Genomic DNA, 17,647 nt, shown 5'->3' with positions numbered 1-17,647 from the left:
ACATCTTTGATTTCTCGCGGAGTAACTTGGGTTGCTGATAATCTGTTGACTTCAGTCTGACACCACAAGCACCCACACGAATTGCTTGATTCAGTTGTTAAAGAGCGGTGGGTTAAGACCTTTCGTCTCAACCGAGGCGCGCATTCTACAGCGTCCTCTGTATCTGTCAAGCGGTTATTTCAAGAAGTTTTCAAAGTTTCCTTTGCAACTTCAACCACTTGCGCTGCGATCAACTCTTGAGTTGCTCATCAGCGGGAGGCGAATTCTACAGCGTTACAACCGCGTGTCAAACTCTTTTCTCTCACCGCTGTCGATCACTCCAGACCCGACCTCCTTCCTCGCTGACTCTTCACTCCAAACCCTTGCAAACTATTGATCTACAAGGCTTTTTCGTTTCCGTCTGCGCCGGAAGTGGGGCGAATTATAGACACCTCAGCGAGGGCGTCAACCGTTAATTTCAAAATCGCCAAAATTAACCTTAAAGGCCCCTTGGCTATAGAGAAGAGCCCGTCGCAAACGCTTTCTTCTATATAGCTACAGCACCCCTGCCTCGCGCAGCAGAGTGATCTCTTCCTCTCCCATCCCCAGCAGCGCCTGCAGCACTTGCGCCGTATGCTCTCCCAGCAATGGCGGCGCCCTTGTGTATTCGACTGGCGTCTCAGACAGCCGTATCGGGCTGGCGACCTGCGGAACACGCCCGGCCAGCGCATGGGGAAGCTCTATGGCCAGGCCACGCGCTACTACGTGCGGATCGGCAAACACCTGGGCCAGGTCATTGACCGGCCCGCAAGGCACACCGGCGGCCTCCAGCTCACTGACCCACTGGGCAGTGGTCTTGAACACCGTTACCTGGCGAATCAACGGAATCAGCTCGGCACGATGAGCCACTCGTAGCGTATTGGTCAGGAAGCGCGGATCCTCCGCCCACTGCGGCTGCCCCACCACAGCGGCAAACTTCCTGAACTGACTGTCATTGCCGACGGTAAGAATCAGGTCGCCATCAGCCGTGGGGAAGTCCTGATACGGCACGATGTTGGGATGAGCATTTCCTAAACGTTTTGGCGCTACCCCTGTCGTCAGGTAGTTCATGGCCTGATTGGCCAGACAGGCTACTTGTACATCCAGCAGCGCCATATCGATGTACTGGCCGATATCGCTTTGATCACGATGCGCCAGAGCAGCGAGAATGGCCGTCGTCGAATACAGCCCCGTCAGGATGTCGGTCAATGCGACGCCGACCTTCACCGGCCCGGCACCCTCTTCACCCTCCGGCAAACCGGTAAGGCTCATCAGGCCGCCAAGCGCCTGGATCATGAAGTCGTAACCCGGACGCCGCGCATACGGCCCGCTTTGCCCGAAGCCGGTAATAGAGCAATAGATCAGCCTCGGGTTGACCGCCCTCAGCGACTCGTAATCCAGTCCGTAAGCCGCCAGCCCGTCGACCTTGAAGTTTTCGATCACGATGTCGGACTTCGCTGCCAGTTCGCGCACCAGCCTTTGCCCTTCAGGACGCGTGAAGTCGATGGTCACTGACTGCTTGTTGCGATTGGCGGACAGGTAATAAGCCGCCTCGCTGGTGTTCTGCCCCGCAGCATCCTGAAGGAACGGCGGCCCCCACGAGCGCGTATCATCGCCACACCCGGGGCGCTCGACCTTGATGACGTCAGCGCCGAGGTCAGCAAGGATCTGCCCGGCCCATGGCCCGGCCAGGACTCTCGACAGGTCGAGCACCCGGATATGCGAAAGCGCCCCCATGATCAGCCCTCCTTAATAGAAAGCCTGAATGCCGGTCTGCGCACGCCCAAGGATCAACGCATGCACGTCGTGCGTGCCTTCGTAGGTATTCACAACCTCCAGGTTGACCAGATGCCTAGCGATACCGAACTCGTCCGAGATGCCATTACCGCCCAGCATGTCGCGCGCCAAGCGCGCGATATCCAGCGACTTGCCGCACGAGTTGCGCTTCATGATCGAGGTGATCTCCACGGCAGCCGTACCTTCGTCCTTCATGCGCCCCAGACGCAGGCAACCCTGCAAGGCCAGAGTGATTTCGGTCTGCATGTCTGCCAGTTTCTTCTGGATCAGCTGATTGGCCGCCAACGGACGCCCGAATTGCTGGCGATCCAGGGTGTATTGTCGCGCGGTGTGCCAGCAGAACTCCGCGGCACCCAGCGCACCCCAGGAAATGCCGTACCGTGCCGAGTTGAGGCAGGTGAACGGCCCCTTCAGACCGCGCACGTCGGGGAAGATGTTCTCTTCGGGGACGAACACGTTATCCATGACGATCTCGCCGGTGATCGATGCGCGCAAACCAACCTTGCCGTGAATGGCCGGAGCGCTCAGGCCTGCCCAGCCTTTTTCGAGAACGAAACCGCGAATATCGCCGGCATCGTCCTTGGCCCACACCACAAACACATCGGCGATCGGGCTGTTGGTGATCCACATCTTGCTGCCGCTCAAGCGGTAACCACCCTCGACACGCCGGGCACGGGTAATCATCGCTCCAGGATCGGACCCATGATCAGGCTCGGTCAGGCCGAAGCAGCCGATCCATTCGCCCGAAGCCAGTTTGGGCAGGTACTTCTCTTTCTGGGCCTGCGTACCGAACTCGTTGATCGGCACCATGACCAGTGAGGACTGCACACTCATCATTGAACGGTAGCCCGAGTCGATACGCTCGACTTCGCGCGCAATCAACCCATAACACACGTAATTCAGACCGCTGCCACCAAACTCTTCCGGGATGGTCGCCCCCAGCAGCCCCACTTCGCCCATCTCGCGAAAGATGGCCGGGTCGGTTTTCTCGTGGCGGAATGCTTCCAGCACGCGCGGGGCCAGCTTGCTCTGGGCGAACTGCTCGGCCGTGTCGCGGACCATGCGCTCTTCTTCAGTGAGCTGTTGATCCAGCAACAAGGGGTCAATCCAGTTAAAGCTTGCCTTACCGCTCATGCCAGTTCCTCGCATTCAGATGAAATCATGCAGCGATCCTAGTCCCGGCCCATGCCAGCGACAAACGAGGTTTTATCAAGCGCCTGTGCTAATTTCTCACTCCGTGATACCAAAATTCGCTCTAAAACAAAAATATCAGTGAGAAGAAAGTACATGAGACGCAAGATACCCAGCACCACTGCACTGGTCAGTTTCGAGGCAGCCGCCCGCCACGAGAGCTTCACCAAGGCCGCCAATGAGCTGTCCCTCACGCAAGGCGCTGTGTGTCGGCAAATCGGCGGACTGGAGGAGTTTCTCGGCGTTGAGCTGTTCCGGCGTTCGCGCAGGGGCGTAAAGCTCACGGAAGCGGGGCTGTCCTATAGTCGTCGTGTGTCCCAGCAACTGGACGCGGTCGAGCGTGACACACTGTCGGTCATGGGCCAGCAAGGTGCCAACGCCATCGAGCTCGCCGTGGTGCCGACCTTCGGAACTCAGTGGCTGCTGCCGCGCCTGAAGGACTTCCAGCACAAGCACCCCGACGTCACGGTCCACCTGACCAACCGCACCCGCCCGTTCCTGTTTGCCGACACCGACTTCGATGCCGCGATCTACTTTGGCGATGCCGACTGGTCCGGCACCCAGTCGCATCGGCTGATGGGTGAAAACTCCATGCCGGTCTGCAGCCCCTCCTTTCTTGAAGGTCGCGACAGCCTGGAAGCACGCGAACTGGCCGAATTGCCGCTGCTGCAACAGACCACCCGGCCCTACGCCTGGCGGCAATGGTTCCACGCACAGGATCTGGATGTAGCGCGCGACATGACCGGCCCGCGCTACGAGCTGTTCTCCATGCTGGCGCAGGCGGCCATGCACGACATGGGCATCGCCCTGATTCCGCCCTTCCTCATTCAGCGCGAACTGCAGGAAAGGCGCCTGGTGATCGCAAACACCCGCGCACTGCCCGGCAGTAGCAGTAAGGCCTATTACCTGATGATTCCCGAGCGCAAAGTGGAATCGGCCTCGCTGACTGCATTTCGTGACTGGCTGATCGAACAGGCCCAGCGTTACCGGCTGCCCCAGGAACAAGCCTGAAGCCGTTCAAAGGTAGTCCATAGCGAAAGTCGCCTACAGATATAACCTTATGTCGCAATGAAGAAACTTCCCACTGATCACAAAAATCCGGCATGCCCCTTTATTTATAGGGACTTTAGCCCTATTCGCTGCTTTTCCCGGTTTTCCGCCAGAAAACTTCTATCACCTGTTTTTCGTAAGGAATAGCGCCACAAGCCTTACAGATAAAGGTCCTCGTCAGATCAGTGCGACAATAGGTCACAGTGTGACTTGTAGTTCATCTATAGTTTCGTTACAGAATGTATTGAAGCCCGCAAACTTCGCCTGCAAAATGCCCCGCCCCTGCTGCAAAGGGGTGTGCTGATTGGCCAAGCCAGACGCACCAGCCGTAGTGCACTGGCCTACATACGAACGATAAAAAATCGCGCAGGAGATTTGTCGTGCACATTGGTGTTCCTCTCGAAACACAAGCGGGCGAAACCCGGGTAGCTGCTACCCCGGAAACCATCAAAAAACTGATCAGCCAGGGTCACAGGGTTACGGTGCAAAGCGGCGCGGGCCTTCATGCCAGCGTTCCGGACAGCGCTTACGAGGCTGCTGGCGCAGTGATCGGTGACAGCAACGAGACCTATGCGGCCGAACTGATTCTCAAGGTCGTCGCACCTGACGATGAGGCGCTGAGCCTGATCAAAAGTGGCTCGGTGGTCGTCGGCATGCTCAACCCCTTCAACAACGAACTGATCGGCAAGATGGCTGCACGCGGCATTACCGCGTTCGCCCTGGAAGCCGCGCCGCGCACATCGCGCGCGCAAAGCCTTGATGTGCTGTCTTCACAAGCCAACATCGCGGGCTACAAGGCAGTACTGCTCGCCGCACATCATTACCCGCGCTTCATGCCCATGCTGATGACCGCTGCCGGCACCGTCAAAGCTGCCCGGGTGCTGATCCTGGGCGCAGGCGTTGCCGGTCTGCAGGCCATTGCCACCGCCAAAAGGCTGGGCGCCGTGGTAGAAGCCTCGGATGTGCGTCCGGCAGTAAAGGAACAGATCGAGTCGCTGGGCGCGAAATTCATCGATGTGCCCTACGAGACCGACGAAGAGCGCGAATGCGCCGAAGGCGTTGGCGGCTACGCGCGGCCCATGCCGGCCAGCTGGATGCAGCGCCAGGCCGCCGCTGTGCATGAGCGCGCGAAACTGTCGGACATCGTCATCACGACCGCACTCATTCCCGGCCGCAAGGCACCGGTGCTGCTCGGCGCAGAAACCGTGGCGCAGATGAAACCAGGCTCGGTGGTGATCGACCTGGCCGCTGCACAGGGCGGCAACTGCCCGCTGACCGTTGCCGATCAAGTGGTTGTCGAGCACGGCGTGACCATCGTCGGCCACACCGACCTGCCCGCTCTGGTCGCAGCCGATGCATCGGCGCTCTACGCCCGCAACCTGCTGGACTTCATGAAGCTGCTGTTCGACAAGGACGGCACATTCTCGATCAACCTCGAAGACGACATCGTCGCCGCATGCCTGATGTGCCGCGACGGGCAAGTTGTCCGCAAGAACGGCTGAGGACACACCAATGGAAGAGCTGATTTCCCCCGGCGTCTACAACCTGATCATTTTCGTACTGGCGATTTATGTCGGCTACCACGTGGTCTGGAATGTCACGCCTGCGCTGCACACGCCACTCATGGCGGTCACCAATGCCATCTCCGCCATCGTCATCGTCGGCGCCATGCTCGCCGCCGCGCTCACGGTCACCCCGCTGGGCAAGACCATGGGCACGCTGGCGGTCGCACTGGCGTCCGTGAATGTGTTTGGCGGGTTTCTCGTCACTCGGCGGATGCTGGAGATGTTCAGGAAAAAGGCCCCCAAGGCAAAGGATGAGGCGCCCAAGTCATGAGCATGAATCTGGTTACTCTGCTGTACCTGATCGCATCGATCTGCTTCATCCAGGCACTCAAAGGCTTGTCGCACCCGACCACCTCGCGCCGTGGCAACCTGTTCGGCATGCTCGGCATGGGCCTGGCGGTCATCACCACAATCGGCCTGGTGTTCAAACTGGCGGCACTGTCTAGCGCTGAAGGGACCAGCGCAGGCATCGGCTACATTGTGGTCGGCCTGCTGGTGGGCGGAACCGCTGGCTCGATCATGGCCAAGCGCGTCGAAATGACCAAAATGCCGGAACTGGTGGCGTTCATGCACAGCATGATCGGTCTGGCAGCGGTATTCATCGCTATAGCTGCCGTGGTCGAGCCTCAATCGCTGGGTATCGTTCGCAATCTGGGCGATGCGATTCCGGCCGGCAACCGTCTGGAGCTGTTCCTGGGTGCAGCCATCGGTGCGATTACCTTCTCGGGTTCGGTCATCGCTTTCGGCAAACTCTCGGGCAAATACAAATTTCGCCTCTTTCAAGGCGCACCGGTACAGTTTGCCGGCCAGCACACGCTCAATCTGGTCCTGGGTCTTGCCACGCTGTTCTTCGGCCTGACCTTCATGTTCACCGGCAGCCTCACTGCCTTTGCGATCATGCTGGCGCTGGCCTTCGTCATCGGTGTGCTGCTGATCATCCCGATTGGCGGGGCCGACATGCCGGTGGTGGTCTCGATGCTCAACAGCTATTCAGGCTGGGCAGCAGCCGGCATCGGCTTTTCGCTGAACAACTCGATGCTGATCATTGCGGGCTCACTGGTAGGCTCCTCGGGCGCGATCCTTTCCTACATCATGTGCAAGGCGATGAACCGCTCGTTCTTCAACGTGATCGGCGGTGGCTTCGGCGGCGCAACGGACTCGGCAGGCCCGGCGGGTGCCAAGGAAGCGCGCCCGGTGAAGTCAGGTTCGGCAGACGACGCAACCTTCTTGCTGACCAATGCCGATACCGTGATCATCGTGCCCGGCTACGGCCTGGCAGTGGCTCGTGCCCAGCATGCGCTCAAGGAACTGACCGAGAAGCTCGTCCACCGCGGCGTCACTGTGAAGTACGCCATTCACCCGGTGGCCGGACGCATGCCGGGGCACATGAACGTGCTGCTGGCCGAAGCCGAAGTGCCTTACGACCAGGTCTTCGAGATGGACGACATCAACTCCGAATTCGGTCAGGCCGATGTGGTGCTGGTGCTCGGTGCCAACGACGTGGTCAACCCGGCCGCCAAGAACGATCCGAAATCCCCTATCGCCGGGATGCCGATCCTGGAGGCGTTCAAGGCCAAGACCATCATCGTCAACAAACGCTCGATGGCCAGTGGTTACGCAGGCCTGGATAACGAGTTGTTCTATCTGGATAAAACCATGATGGTGTTCGGAGACGCCAAAAAGGTGATCGAGGACATGGTGAAGGCCGTCGAAAACGCCTAGCCTGACCCCGTTCCATTGAAGCCCCGGCTCGCTTGGCGACCGGGGCTTTTTACATTCCGCGTAACAGTGTTTTGCGCTGGAACCCGCTAATTAGAGCGGTCAAATGCGACCTTGGTAGCAGGACGAAGCTCGACCAAGGCTCTAGACTTGTCGTTCGCTTCTATCTACGAGACAGACCCATGTACCGTGACCGTATCCGCCGGCCCTCCCTGATGAGCAAGGTTATGAGCGCAGCCGACGCCGCCGCCTTGATTGAAGACGGCATGACCGTCGGCATGAGTGGCTTCACCCGTGCAGGCGAAGCCAAGGCCGTACCCCACGCGCTGGCCGAGCGCGCCAAAGTGACGCCGCTGAAAATCAGTCTGATGACCGGCGCCAGTCTGGGCAATGACCTGGACAAGCAACTGACCGAGTCCGGCGTTCTGTCCCGGCGCATGCCCTTTCAGGTCGACAGCACGCTGCGCAAGGCGATCAACAACGGCACGGTGATGTTCATCGATCAGCATTTGTCCGACACCGTCGAGCTGCTGCGCAATCGGCAGATCAAGGCTGTGGACCTGGCCGTGATCGAATGCGTGGCGATCACCGAAGAGGGCCACTTGGTGCTGAGTACCTCCGTGGGCAACTCGGCCAGCTTCGCCATTCTGGCCAAACAGGTCATCGTGGAAATCAACCTGTCCCAGCCACTGGAGCTGGAAGGCCTGCACGACATCTATATACCCAGCTACAGACCGACACGCCTGCCGATTCCGGTCCTGGAGGCCGATTCGCGTATCGGCAGCCACGCGGTGAAGATCGACCCGGCAAAAATAGTCGGCATTGTCATCAGCAACCAGCCTGACTCGCCCTCCACGGTCACACCACCTGATGCGGACACGCAGGCCATCGCCAATCATCTGGTGGAGTTCTTCAAGAAAGAAGTGCGCGAAGACCGGCTGACCGACAAGCTGATGCCACTGCAGGCCGGGATCGGCAACATTGCCAACGCCGTGATGCACGGCCTGCTGGCGTCGCCCTTCACGGACCTGACGATGTACTCCGAGGTGCTGCAGGACTCGACCTTCGACCTGTTCGATGCAGGCAAACTGACTTTCGCCTCGGGCAGCTCCATGACCTTGTCGGCGGCCAAGCACGCCGAGGTCTTTGCCGACTTCAATCGTTACAAGTCCAGGCTGGTGTTGCGCCCCCAGGAAATCTCCAACCACCCCGAGGTGATCCGCCGTCTGGGCATCATCGGGATCAATACCGCGCTGGAGTTCGACCTGTACGGCAATGTGAACTCCACCCACATCTGCGGGACACGCATGATGAACGGCATCGGCGGTTCCGGAGACTTCTCGCGCAACGCGCACCTGGCGATCTTCGTCACCAAATCGATCGCCAAAGGTGGCGCGATATCCAGCGTCGTGCCCATGGTCAGCCATGTCGACCACACCGAACACGACGTCGACATCCTGGTCACCGAGCAGGGCCTGGCGGATCTGCGCGGCCTGGCGCCTCGCGAGCGCGCCAGGGTGATCATCGACAACTGCGTGCATCCGGATTATCGCGACGCGCTGAACGCCTATTTCAGTGCTGCTTGCGCTGTGGGCGGGCACACCCCGCACATCCTGCGCGAAGCACTGAGTTGGCACATCAACCTGGAAGAAACCGGGCGCATGTTGCCATGCCTGAACAGGACAGTTGGAAGTGAGCAAGCGCTTTTCTGATTCACTTTCAGCTGGCACCCAAGGGCTTATGAAAAAACTGTACTGCTGTACCGGTCATAAAACTGCCTTGAACGGTCAAAATCACCACAATCGACCACAAAACGCACCCATAAAGTGCAGACCGGTACAGTTGCCCCATTTATGAACAAAACAGTGCCCGATCACAGTTAACTGAACCCTCACAATACAGGTGAACTGTGTCTATGGAAGCTGGACGCGCACGAGGAAAATGGGCACCAGTCAAGCAACTCACTTATCCCGCCACAAGCGGAAGGAAGTCACACCATGGAACGTACAATCAGTTCCGATCTGTTCAGCGAAAGCACCGTTACCACCGCAAAAGCCTCTCTGCCTCTGCGCGTATTCGCCAACCTGATGCTCTGGCAGCGTCGCCTGTCCAGCCGCCACCAGCTGGCCCGTCTGGATGCACGCCTGCTGGCTGACGCCGGTATCAGCGAATCCCAGCGTTACGAAGAGCTGAGCAAGCCGTTCTGGCGCTAAACATGCGCCCGCTGGTCCTTGACCTTTAGGTCTCCTGCCAGCACCCCGAATTGCTTCATACAAGACCCGTCTCAGGCAACTGAGGCGGGTTTTGTCGTTTCAGGGGGCAGATTAAGGAGTTCTGGCTAGACAGGTACAGTTTTTAAGAAGCTTAAAACTGCAGGTACAGTTACCAAATATTGCAAACTGTGTAAGCCGAAGCCATCGACCGTCATGACAACTGCGGTATCGGTGGGATAGTCTAGCGCTCTACCTCAGCCCTTCGGCTTCGCAGGCAGTCTGTGCCCACTTGTCCACAACGGAACTCGATCATGTCTCTGCTACGTAACCTTGGCGCTGTCTTTCTGTTGACCGCCGCAGCCGGTGCAAACGCCTCCAGCTTCATTGTCACCACCGACGCAGTGGTCGATGCCGTCAATGCAGCGACGCGCGCGACCTCCAACGTTTCTTCTTCCCTGAAAGACGACAAGATCGTTCTTGCCGCCCGTGACGACGCCGCCAGCTTCGTGGCCAGCTCCGGCGACATCCGTAGTGCTCGACTCGAAGGCGCGCTGCAGCATATCCGCCAGGTCCTGCCTGAACTGCAAGCCAGCGACAGCCAACTGGCTCAAGCCATCCTGGCCATCTGACCGCTGCGCCCCGGCCATGTGCCGGGGTAGCTCTGGCCCGCGCATTGCGCTAGCCTTGGAGGCTGTTTTGCCGGTTCGTGAAAGTCATGCGTTTAGTGCACCTTCTGTATATCGCTCCCTTTGCCAGCCTGATGTACGTCAGTCAGGTTCAAGCGTTCGATACGACCACGCAAGGCCTGGTCAAGACCGGCTACGCCACCAGTCAGGTTTCGACAGGACCGTTCGATAACAAACTGATCATGGCTGCCCGTGACGATGCGGCTGCATTCATCGCCAGCGGCGGAGAAATGCGCGGTGCCCGGCTTGAGTCAGCGCTGCACGCCCTGCGTCAGGCAGATGCAAAACTTCATGCCAGCGACCTTGAACTGGCGCAGGCAATCCTCGTCCAATAGCCACTTTCCCCTCTTCGCGTAACTGGAGACGTCACTACATGCGTACCCCGCTGATTGCTGCTTCCCTTGGCCTGCTCTTGCTGGCCGATTTTGCCCAGGCCCAGACTGTTGTGGCCACGAGCAACATCATCGTTCGTGCGTTCGGCCGTACCATCGATTTCACTTCCGACACCACCACATCGATCCGCGATTCCAAGGTCGTTCTCCAGGCCAAGGACGATGCTGCCAGCTACGTTGCCACCGGCGGTGATATCCACGGTGCCCAACTGGATGCTGCGTTCGACACGCTGCGTACCCGCGTGCCGGAAGCGCGCGGTGCAAGCGATCAGACCCTGGCTGAAGCAATCCTCGCATTGTGAGGCGGCTTCGCGCCTGGCTGCTCGCTGGCGCGCTGTCGCTGGTCGGTACGCATGCCTTTGCCAGCCTGAAGCTGGAACTGCACACCGACGGCCTCGATGCACCTCAACAGCAAGCCAGCCAGGCGCTGCTCGACGAAGCCCTGCATGCGTTACCGCCCAGCTTCGTCGAAGCACTGGACCGCACCGTCGAGGTGAGCTGGTCCGCTGAAATGCCGCAGAATGCCTACGGCCAGGCCGCCGGTCCCTATCAGCTGTACCTCAACAGCCACCTGCTGGCGTCATTGACGGACGGCTCGGCCGCCACCGCCCAGACGGGCCGACCACACGGCACGGTGCGTCGTGAGTTGCTCGCCACTGTCCTGCATGAGCTGACCCACGTCTACGACCGCGCCCGCCTGTGGTCGCCCAGCGAGCGAGCGGCGATTTTTCGCTGCACATCACGCAGCAGTTCGCTGGGCAAGGTCGGCCTGCCTGACAACTGCCGCGGCCAGACCGAGCGACGTTTCACCCTGAGTGACGATCCACGCCTGCTGGACCTGGCGGGCTGGCAGCAATATGTCGGACGTCGTGGCGACCGCGAGGAACATAACGGCCAGGTTGCCCGCAGCCCGGACATCTACGAAACCACCAGCCCGCTGGAATTCGTGGCGGTGAACATGGAGTACTTCCTCCTTGATCCGGCCTACGCCTGTCGTCGCCCTGCCCTGTATGCGTATTACAAGGAGCGTTTCGGCTGGGCACCTGCAGCCCGTAACGAATGCCCAAAGTTTTACCCCTACCTGAATGCCGGCAGCGACTTCGGCCGAGAGCCACTGGGCAAGCTGGACCCGGAACGGGTCTATGCGGTGGATTATCTGTTGGCCGAGGCGAACCAGAACTGGGCAAGCCGCTGGGGCCACAGCATGTTGCGCCTGGTGATCTGCAAACCCGGTCGCCCGCGCGGCCCGGATTGCCGACTGGACCTCGATCAGCATCTGGTGCTGTCTTACCGGGCGTTTGTCGGCGACGTGCAGCTGTCCAGCTGGGACGGCCTGATGGGGGCCTACCCGTCGCGCCTGTTCGTCCTGCCACTGGCGCAGGTCATCGATGAATACACCAAGACCGAACTGCGCAGCCTGGCGTCGGTACCGATCAAGCTGTCGCGTCCGGAAATAGAAGGGCTGGTGCAGCACGCTGCCGAGATGCACTGGAGCTACGACGGCAACTACTACTTCCTTTCGAACAACTGCGCCGTTGAAAACCTCAAACTGCTGCGCGCCGGTACGCACAACCCCAAGCTCGTCGGCCTGGACAGCATTTTGCCCAACGGTTTGCTTGAAGTCCTCGAAGGCCGTGGGCTGGCTGACACCAGCGTACTGGACGATCCCAAGGAGGCGCTGCGTCTGGGCTATCGGTTCGACTCCTATCGCGACCGCTATCAGGCGATGTTCGAAGTGCTGAAGAAGCACCTGCCGATCAAACAGAACACCGTGGAAGACTGGATGGCCCTGCCAGCCAGTGAGCGCAGCCAGTGGTTCGCTAAAGCCGATCTGCGTACCAGCGCTGCGATTCTGCTGCTCGAGCAGGCCAGCCTGCGCAGGCAACTGTTGTTGGCCCAGGACGAAGTGAAACAGAGCTACCTGGGTGCGCGGGAATTGAAGGACGGCAAAGTCTCCAACGCGACCAAAACGCTGCAGGAGATCCTCGCCAGCAGCGGGTTCCTCAGCCGGCCTGCCGAGCTGCTGGGCAGCGACGGTTACGGCTTGCCACAGGCGGGTGAATGGCAGCGTCTTGAGGCAGAAAGCAGTCAGCGCCAGAAGCAGCTCAAGCGCCTGACCGGCGATCTCGACAAGGAAGTGCGAGCCCTGCTGGAGCCTGAGCGCGCCAAAGAGATTGCCGCCAACGAAGCCAACCTCAAACAGGTGTCCGAGCACCTCAGGGCGTTGCACAAGGCTGCAGGCGGGCTGCAGCTGCCGTGATCAGGCGGCTTTCTTTCTCGGTTTGAGGTATTTGACCAGGCCCTGGAACCAGATCACCAGGGCCGGGTTGCCCTTGATCTGAATATCCTTGTCCTGAATGCCCTTCATGAACGCCAGCTGCTTGTTCTTCGCCTGCAGGGTATCAAAGCCGAAGGCTGCATCACGAAACACGATGGCAAAGGCCGGCTCTGCAACCGTGCCACTTGCACTGCGAATCCGCTGATCGTGGACCATGAAGTGACGTGCAACCTTGCCATCTGCGGTCTGCAACTGAAAGGTCAGGTCCTTGCCAGCCAGTTGCTGCTGAAACGCAGGGTTGTTACGACTGGCGCGAGCCATCAGCAGGCCCAGCATCCACAACAGAAAACGAAATTTCATACACGGCCTCTGAACACGCGGGTTCCGATTCGGGATCGGCGTGGCAGTGTAGCGGGTTATCGGCGCAAAACCTGTAGGACAAAATGGATATCGAAGGAGATCGGCACTAAACGGCCGTTGAGCGCGAGGATGCTGCTCCGCGTGGGAAGCAGCATCACACTGACATCAACGAATGCTGTTGATGCTGCCTTTGTTACCCGTGACCTTTACATCGACCTTCTTGAAGATGAAGTAGTCCTTGACGCTGACTTCGTAGCGCGGCGCGACGATCAGATCGGCGCCGGAGGATTTGACCGCTTTGAAGGCGGCTGCCGCTTTGGTCGTTGACACAGGATCAGGCAACGCCAGACCCAGGCCGCCACCGCCACTTGCGCCACCGTAGGTCACGCCATCGGCGAACTGATTATCGCCGCCGAAGCTCAGGAAATTGAACAGCACGTTGGTGGACGACTCGCCGCTGATGGTGCCGCCAACCTTGACGTCAGCCTTCAGGTCGGTTTTGACCGTGCCTTCCAGCGGTGCGCTTGGCTGGCTGACGTTGTAGCTCACACAACCGCTGGTCGTGGCGATCAGCGCCGCAACAGCAGCAAACTTCCATGGCTTTTTCATTCGAGATTTCCCAAGAGTAATTGAAGGGGTGCAGCAGGGGCGGCACTCTAAGGGAATCAACAACAAGAAGAAGTCAGGCAAAGCTGGGGCTTTGGAAGGCAATTACACGCAATGGGGTAGGACAATTCTCGCAGGGAGCGAAAGGCATCATCGGCGTCATACGACAGAAACAAGAAACGGGCACCCAATCCGATTGGTGTGCCCGCCTGTGGGTCGCGCGCCTCCCGCCGAGGCGCACAACAGGGTGTCAAGGATTGACGCTGTCTTTCAGGGCTTTCCCCGGTTTGAAGGCAACCGTGTTGCTTGCCTTGATTTTAACCGGCTCCCCGGTCTGTGGGTTCTTGCCAGTGCGAGCGCCGCGGTGGCGTTGCAGAAAAGTACCGAAACCTACCAGCGTGACACTGTCCTTGCGGTTCAGTGCGCCAGTAATCTCTTCAAGGATGGCATTGAGAACGCGATTGGATTGTTCTTTGGTGAGATCCGCCTTTTCAGCGATGGCGGCTGCAACATCTGGTTTGCGCATATGAAGCCTCTTTTACGGTTTTTTGTTTTTATGTCCCGCGCCGCTTTTGTAAAACAACGGCAACAAGGCGCCGCGACAGCTCTACGTAGCGGCAGACAAGACCGAGGATGGCATGCCGAACTGACCCGCGCCAGTGCATGAACGCGGTTTATTGGCAGAAATACAGGGTCAATCCGACAAAATGACGAGAAATCACGCCAATAACGCAGGTAACGCCTTGTTGAGTGCGAGTTTTTCCATAACCGCAGCGCCTGTCAGGGCATAGCCCAGCAGATGGCCATCAGCGTCGTGACACAGCGCCTTGATGTCAGCGCCCTGCCCTTCGACGCTCCAGTGGCCATCGCTGCCACGCGGCGGCGGCGAAACCACCAGCGGGCAGGCGGGCGTCTTCACGGTGATCGGCATGGGCCCGTATTTGACGGAAGTCGGGTTTCCGGCCAGCGTCTGGGCCAACGCACGAGCGCAGCTCATCAACGGCATCACGTAGAGCAGGTTCAGGCCATCGACTTCAGCGCAATCACCCAGCGCGTGGATGTTGGCGTGGGAGGTTTGCAACAGGCGGTCGACCAGAATGCCGCGCCCGGTCTGCAGCCCGGCGGCAGCGGCCAGTTCGATGCGAGGACGCAGGCCGATGGCTGACACCACCAGGTCGCAGTCCATCACCTGCCCGTCCGACAAGTGCGCTTGCAGGCCATCACCATTGCGATTCAGACGGGTCAGCACCGGCCCCAGATGGAAACGTGCACCCAGGCTTTCAAGGCCGGACTTCACAGCAGCCGCAGCCTCAGGGGGCAACAGGGTCGGCATGACCTGTTCGCACGGCGCCACCAGATCCACTTCATAGCCGCCCAGGATCAGGTCGTTGGCGAACTCACAGCCAATGAGCCCTGCGCCGAGAATCAGCACCCGGCGTTTGCCCGCCGCAGCCGCCCGGAAACGGGCGTAATCCTGAAGATCGTTGATCGGGAAAACCGCGTCGCCGGCGTCGCCTTCCACCGGTACACGAATGGTTTCGGCGCCCCAGGCCAGCACCAGATCGCGGTAATACACCGCCTCTTCGCCGATCCACAGGCGTTTGTGGCCGGCATCGATCCCGCTGATGCGCGTGTGCGTACGAATCTCGGCCTTGAGCTGATCGGCCATGGCGCCGGCTTCAGCCATGCTCAGGCCGTCAGCCTCCTTGTTTTTGCCAAAGCCGGTAGAGAGCATCGGCTTGGAGTAGGAACGGCCATCGTCGGCCGTGATCAATAGCAGCGGCGTGTCCACGTCCAGCTTGCGAAACTCTCGGGCGAGGTTATACCCCGCAAGGCCGGTGCCGATGATGACGACAGGTGCGCTCATTGTTCTTCCCTATTTCACTGTGCCTGGTGCTCGTTGTTGCCAGCCCTTGTTTGCGGGCAGCAATCAGCCGATTTCGATCATCTCAAAGTCCATCTTGCCCACGCCGCAATCCGGGCACATCCAGTCTTCAGGCACATCCTGCCAGAGGGTGCCGGGCGCAATTCCGTCATCCGGCCAGCCATCGGCTTCGTTATAGACCAGGCCGCAGACGATGCATTGCCACTTCTTCATGTCAGGTTCTCTCGTTTATCAGGCTCAATAGCGTACGACGGTCGGTTGCCGTCTTCTGAAGGGGCGTTGTACTGATCGGCAGGCGCGGATGCAAGTCTGATTCTATAACCCGACGCTCTATCGACCGTCGGTCGAGACCGGCAATCATGCTAAGCTCGCGGCCTCGTTGGCTGCCGGAACTGGCTTACCGTGACCCAGCAATCCCCCGCATTCATTGGCCCTGCCTGGCTTGAGCGCGAGCAATTGATCGACGCACCGGACCCGGTAATGCTCGACTGGTTGTTCAATCAGGACTCCCTCACTCGTCGGTTGGACCGTTTGTCTGACGGTCGTTTCAGCGTATTTCCGCAGTTTGAAGGCTGGCAGCCCTTGCGCCCTGACGAGTGCCTGGCGCTGGGCCTGCCAGAGGCTGGCGAAGGCTGGGTGCGCGAGGTGTACCTGCGTGGTAACGGCAACAACTGGGTGTTCGCGCGCAGTGTCGCCGCCCGCAGCGCCCTGCAGGATGGTGGCCTGGATATGGACGAGCTGGGCACTCGCTCGCTGGGTGAGTTGCTGTTCAGCGACCCGGCGTTCGTGCGCGGCACGCTTGAAGTGTGTCATTACCCCGAGGCCTGGCTGCCGGCTGCCGATGCAGCGCGCGGACTGTGGGCACGCCGCTCGCGCTTTGATCGCGATGCCTTGAGCGTGCTGGTCGCCGAAGTTTTCCTGCCTGCCCTGTGCACTGCGATTCATGACAAGGACCACGTCTGATGTACCTGTCCCTCCTCAAATCCCTCAATCGTCTGAGCCCGCGCGCCTGGGACTTCATCCAGCTGACGCGCATCGACAAGCCCATCGGCGTCTACCTGCTGCTGTGGCCGACCCTGTGGGCGGTCTGGATTGCAGGCAAAGGCGCGCCGTCGCTGCAGACCGTGTGCATTTTTGTGCTCGGCGTCTTTCTGATGCGCGCGGCAGGCTGTGTGATCAATGACTTCGCCGACCGCAAGGTGGATGGCCACGTCAAACGCACCGAGCAGCGTCCGCTGGTCAGCGGCAAAGTCAGCTCAAGGGAAGCACTGGTGCTGTTTGCGGTGCTGGTCGGCCTGAGCTTTGTGCTGGTGCTGTTTACCAACGCGGCGACTATCTGGCTGTCGTTCGGCGGTCTCGCCCTGGCGGCCAGCTATCCGTTCATGAAGCGCTACACCTATTACCCGCAAGTGGTACTGGGGGCTGCGTTCTCGTGGGGCATGCCGATGGCCTTCACTGCCGAAACCGGAGAACTGCCCGCTGCAGCCTGGCTGCTGTACATCGCCAACCTGCTGTGGACCGTGGGCTACGACACCTACTACGCCATGGTCGATCGCGACGACGACCTGAAAATCGGCGTGAAATCCACGGCCGTCCTGTTCGGCGATGCCGACCGGGTCATCATCCTGACCCTGCAAGGGCTGGCACTGGGCTGCCTGATGCTGGCCGGTGCGCGCTTCGAACTGGGCGCGTGTTTCTACATCGGTCTGCTGGCAGCGGCAGGCTGCTTTGCCTGGGAATTCTGGAGCACCCGTGAGCGCGAGCGAGACGCCTGCTTCAAGGCCTTCCTGCACAATCACTGGGCCGGGCTGGCGATATTCCTGGGCATCGTCGCCGACTACGCGGTGCGTTGAAAACAGCCAGCGCCAGCCTGAGCACGAATTAAAT

The 17,647-nt window shown here is 59.8% G+C and carries 19 protein-coding genes; 12 read left to right on the top strand and 7 right to left on the bottom strand.

The genetic code is table 11. The features are described from left to right. Positions 1-534 precede the first annotated feature (534 nt). Both QRN50_RS15860 and QRN50_RS15855 read right to left on the bottom strand, forming a co-directional pair. A complete protein-coding gene (locus QRN50_RS15860) occupies positions 535-1,758 on the bottom strand; it encodes a CaiB/BaiF CoA transferase family protein (RefSeq protein ID WP_192873912.1) in 1,224 nt (407 codons plus the stop codon). 9 nt (positions 1,759-1,767) lie between these two features. After that, positions 1,768-2,949, bottom strand: coding sequence for an acyl-CoA dehydrogenase (locus QRN50_RS15855; RefSeq protein WP_003401217.1), 1,182 nt, complete (start codon positions 2,947-2,949; stop codon positions 1,768-1,770). A gap of 153 nt (positions 2,950-3,102) precedes the next feature. On the opposite strand from QRN50_RS15855, the gene QRN50_RS15850 reads away from it, so the two are divergent. The 10 genes from QRN50_RS15850 (at position 3,103) to QRN50_RS15805 (ending at position 12,891) form a co-directional block, all read left to right on the top strand. Continuing rightward, positions 3,103-4,017: a LysR family transcriptional regulator gene (locus QRN50_RS15850; protein ID WP_003401219.1), complete on the top strand. Its 915-nt coding sequence runs from the start codon at positions 3,103-3,105 to the stop codon at positions 4,015-4,017. Positions 4,018-4,436: 419 nt separating this feature from the next. Next, on the top strand, positions 4,437-5,558 hold the full coding sequence (locus tag QRN50_RS15845) for a Re/Si-specific NAD(P)(+) transhydrogenase subunit alpha (RefSeq protein ID WP_096127287.1): 1,122 nt from the start codon (positions 4,437-4,439) through the stop codon (positions 5,556-5,558). A 10-nt stretch (positions 5,559-5,568) separates the two neighbouring features. Next, positions 5,569-5,892 carry an NAD(P) transhydrogenase subunit alpha part 2 gene (locus QRN50_RS15840; protein WP_096127286.1) on the top strand — a complete coding sequence of 108 codons (324 nt, stop codon included), beginning with the start codon at positions 5,569-5,571 and terminating at the stop codon, positions 5,890-5,892. Then, positions 5,889-7,343, top strand: a complete 1,455-nt coding sequence (locus QRN50_RS15835; RefSeq protein ID WP_024639005.1) for an NAD(P)(+) transhydrogenase (Re/Si-specific) subunit beta — start codon at positions 5,889-5,891, stop codon at positions 7,341-7,343. Before QRN50_RS15840 ends, QRN50_RS15835 begins: the two co-directional genes overlap by 4 nt. 179 nt (positions 7,344-7,522) lie before the next feature. Further along, entirely contained in the window at positions 7,523-9,052 is a 1,530-nt protein-coding gene (scpC, locus tag QRN50_RS15830) for a succinyl-CoA:acetate CoA-transferase ScpC (RefSeq protein WP_024660868.1), read from the top strand. A 285-nt stretch (positions 9,053-9,337) separates the two neighbouring features. After that, on the top strand, positions 9,338-9,553 hold the full coding sequence (locus QRN50_RS15825; RefSeq protein ID WP_002555870.1) for a DUF1127 domain-containing protein: 216 nt from the start codon (positions 9,338-9,340) through the stop codon (positions 9,551-9,553). Between the two features lie 311 nt (positions 9,554-9,864). Further along, positions 9,865-10,182: a DUF2388 domain-containing protein gene (locus tag QRN50_RS15820; RefSeq protein ID WP_003340363.1), complete on the top strand. Its 318-nt coding sequence runs from the start codon at positions 9,865-9,867 to the stop codon at positions 10,180-10,182. Positions 10,183-10,268: 86 nt separating this feature from the next. Next, complete coding sequence (locus tag QRN50_RS15815) at positions 10,269-10,574, top strand: DUF2388 domain-containing protein (protein ID WP_003401226.1); 306 nt, start codon at positions 10,269-10,271, stop codon at positions 10,572-10,574. Between the two features lie 38 nt (positions 10,575-10,612). Next, positions 10,613-10,933: a DUF2388 domain-containing protein gene (locus QRN50_RS15810; RefSeq protein ID WP_003316115.1), complete on the top strand. Its 321-nt coding sequence runs from the start codon at positions 10,613-10,615 to the stop codon at positions 10,931-10,933. Next, entirely contained in the window at positions 10,930-12,891 is a 1,962-nt protein-coding gene (locus tag QRN50_RS15805; protein ID WP_058823319.1) for a DUF7844 domain-containing protein, read from the top strand. Before QRN50_RS15810 ends, QRN50_RS15805 begins: the two co-directional genes overlap by 4 nt. Here QRN50_RS15805 and QRN50_RS15800 read toward each other — a convergent pair whose 3' ends face one another. From QRN50_RS15800 to QRN50_RS15780, 5 genes are all read right to left on the bottom strand, one after another. After that, the gene (locus QRN50_RS15800) at positions 12,892-13,269 is read right to left on the bottom strand and encodes a hypothetical protein (RefSeq protein ID WP_011269382.1); all 378 of its coding nucleotides are present in this window, start codon (positions 13,267-13,269) and stop codon (positions 12,892-12,894) included. A gap of 165 nt (positions 13,270-13,434) precedes the next feature. Further along, on the bottom strand, positions 13,435-13,878 hold the full coding sequence (locus QRN50_RS15795; protein ID WP_003401233.1) for a hypothetical protein: 444 nt from the start codon (positions 13,876-13,878) through the stop codon (positions 13,435-13,437). A gap of 247 nt (positions 13,879-14,125) precedes the next feature. After that, complete coding sequence (locus QRN50_RS15790) at positions 14,126-14,401, bottom strand: HU family DNA-binding protein (RefSeq protein ID WP_011269383.1); 276 nt, start codon at positions 14,399-14,401, stop codon at positions 14,126-14,128. 192 nt (positions 14,402-14,593) lie between these two features. Continuing rightward, positions 14,594-15,742 carry an NAD(P)/FAD-dependent oxidoreductase gene (locus QRN50_RS15785; protein ID WP_011269384.1) on the bottom strand — a complete coding sequence of 383 codons (1,149 nt, stop codon included), beginning with the start codon at positions 15,740-15,742 and terminating at the stop codon, positions 14,594-14,596. Positions 15,743-15,805: 63 nt separating this feature from the next. Beyond that, the gene (locus QRN50_RS15780; RefSeq protein ID WP_003401239.1) at positions 15,806-15,973 is read right to left on the bottom strand and encodes a rubredoxin; all 168 of its coding nucleotides are present in this window, start codon (positions 15,971-15,973) and stop codon (positions 15,806-15,808) included. A gap of 189 nt (positions 15,974-16,162) precedes the next feature. On the opposite strand from QRN50_RS15780, the gene QRN50_RS15775 reads away from it, so the two are divergent. Next, positions 16,163-16,723: a chorismate--pyruvate lyase family protein gene (locus tag QRN50_RS15775; protein ID WP_011269385.1), complete on the top strand. Its 561-nt coding sequence runs from the start codon at positions 16,163-16,165 to the stop codon at positions 16,721-16,723. Beyond that, the gene (gene ubiA, locus QRN50_RS15770) at positions 16,723-17,613 is read left to right on the top strand and encodes a 4-hydroxybenzoate octaprenyltransferase (protein ID WP_024652672.1); all 891 of its coding nucleotides are present in this window, start codon (positions 16,723-16,725) and stop codon (positions 17,611-17,613) included. The genes QRN50_RS15775 and ubiA overlap by 1 nt, the downstream gene beginning before the upstream one ends. The last annotated feature ends 34 nt before the right edge of the window (positions 17,614-17,647 follow it).

This window comes from Pseudomonas sp. MEJ108 (genome assembly GCF_030208985.1).
Classification (GTDB): Bacteria; Pseudomonadota; Gammaproteobacteria; order Pseudomonadales; family Pseudomonadaceae; genus Aquipseudomonas; species Aquipseudomonas fragariae.
This window is presented reverse-complemented; position numbering and strand designations above follow the sequence as displayed.

Excerpts from the sequence above, each read along its gene's own strand:
- QRN50_RS15855 (WP_003401217.1), bottom strand. The coding sequence starts at position 2,949 with ATGAGCGGTAAGGCAAGCTTTAACTGGATTGACCCCTTGTTGCTGGAT.
- QRN50_RS15850 (WP_003401219.1), top strand. The coding sequence starts at position 3,103 with ATGAGACGCAAGATACCCAGCACCACTGCACTGGTCAGTTTCGAGGCA.
- QRN50_RS15840 (WP_096127286.1), top strand. The coding sequence starts at position 5,569 with ATGGAAGAGCTGATTTCCCCCGGCGTCTACAACCTGATCATTTTCGTA.
- QRN50_RS15835 (WP_024639005.1), top strand. The coding sequence starts at position 5,889 with ATGAGCATGAATCTGGTTACTCTGCTGTACCTGATCGCATCGATCTGC.
- scpC (WP_024660868.1), top strand. The coding sequence starts at position 7,523 with ATGTACCGTGACCGTATCCGCCGGCCCTCCCTGATGAGCAAGGTTATG.
- QRN50_RS15825 (WP_002555870.1), top strand. The coding sequence starts at position 9,338 with ATGGAACGTACAATCAGTTCCGATCTGTTCAGCGAAAGCACCGTTACC.
- QRN50_RS15820 (WP_003340363.1), top strand. The coding sequence starts at position 9,865 with ATGTCTCTGCTACGTAACCTTGGCGCTGTCTTTCTGTTGACCGCCGCA.
- QRN50_RS15815 (WP_003401226.1), top strand. The coding sequence starts at position 10,269 with ATGCGTTTAGTGCACCTTCTGTATATCGCTCCCTTTGCCAGCCTGATG.
- QRN50_RS15810 (WP_003316115.1), top strand. The coding sequence starts at position 10,613 with ATGCGTACCCCGCTGATTGCTGCTTCCCTTGGCCTGCTCTTGCTGGCC.
- QRN50_RS15800 (WP_011269382.1), bottom strand. The coding sequence starts at position 13,269 with ATGAAATTTCGTTTTCTGTTGTGGATGCTGGGCCTGCTGATGGCTCGC.
- QRN50_RS15795 (WP_003401233.1), bottom strand. The coding sequence starts at position 13,878 with ATGAAAAAGCCATGGAAGTTTGCTGCTGTTGCGGCGCTGATCGCCACG.
- QRN50_RS15790 (WP_011269383.1), bottom strand. The coding sequence starts at position 14,401 with ATGCGCAAACCAGATGTTGCAGCCGCCATCGCTGAAAAGGCGGATCTC.
- QRN50_RS15785 (WP_011269384.1), bottom strand. The coding sequence starts at position 15,742 with ATGAGCGCACCTGTCGTCATCATCGGCACCGGCCTTGCGGGGTATAAC.
- QRN50_RS15780 (WP_003401239.1), bottom strand. The coding sequence starts at position 15,973 with ATGAAGAAGTGGCAATGCATCGTCTGCGGCCTGGTCTATAACGAAGCC.
- ubiA (WP_024652672.1), top strand. The coding sequence starts at position 16,723 with ATGTACCTGTCCCTCCTCAAATCCCTCAATCGTCTGAGCCCGCGCGCC.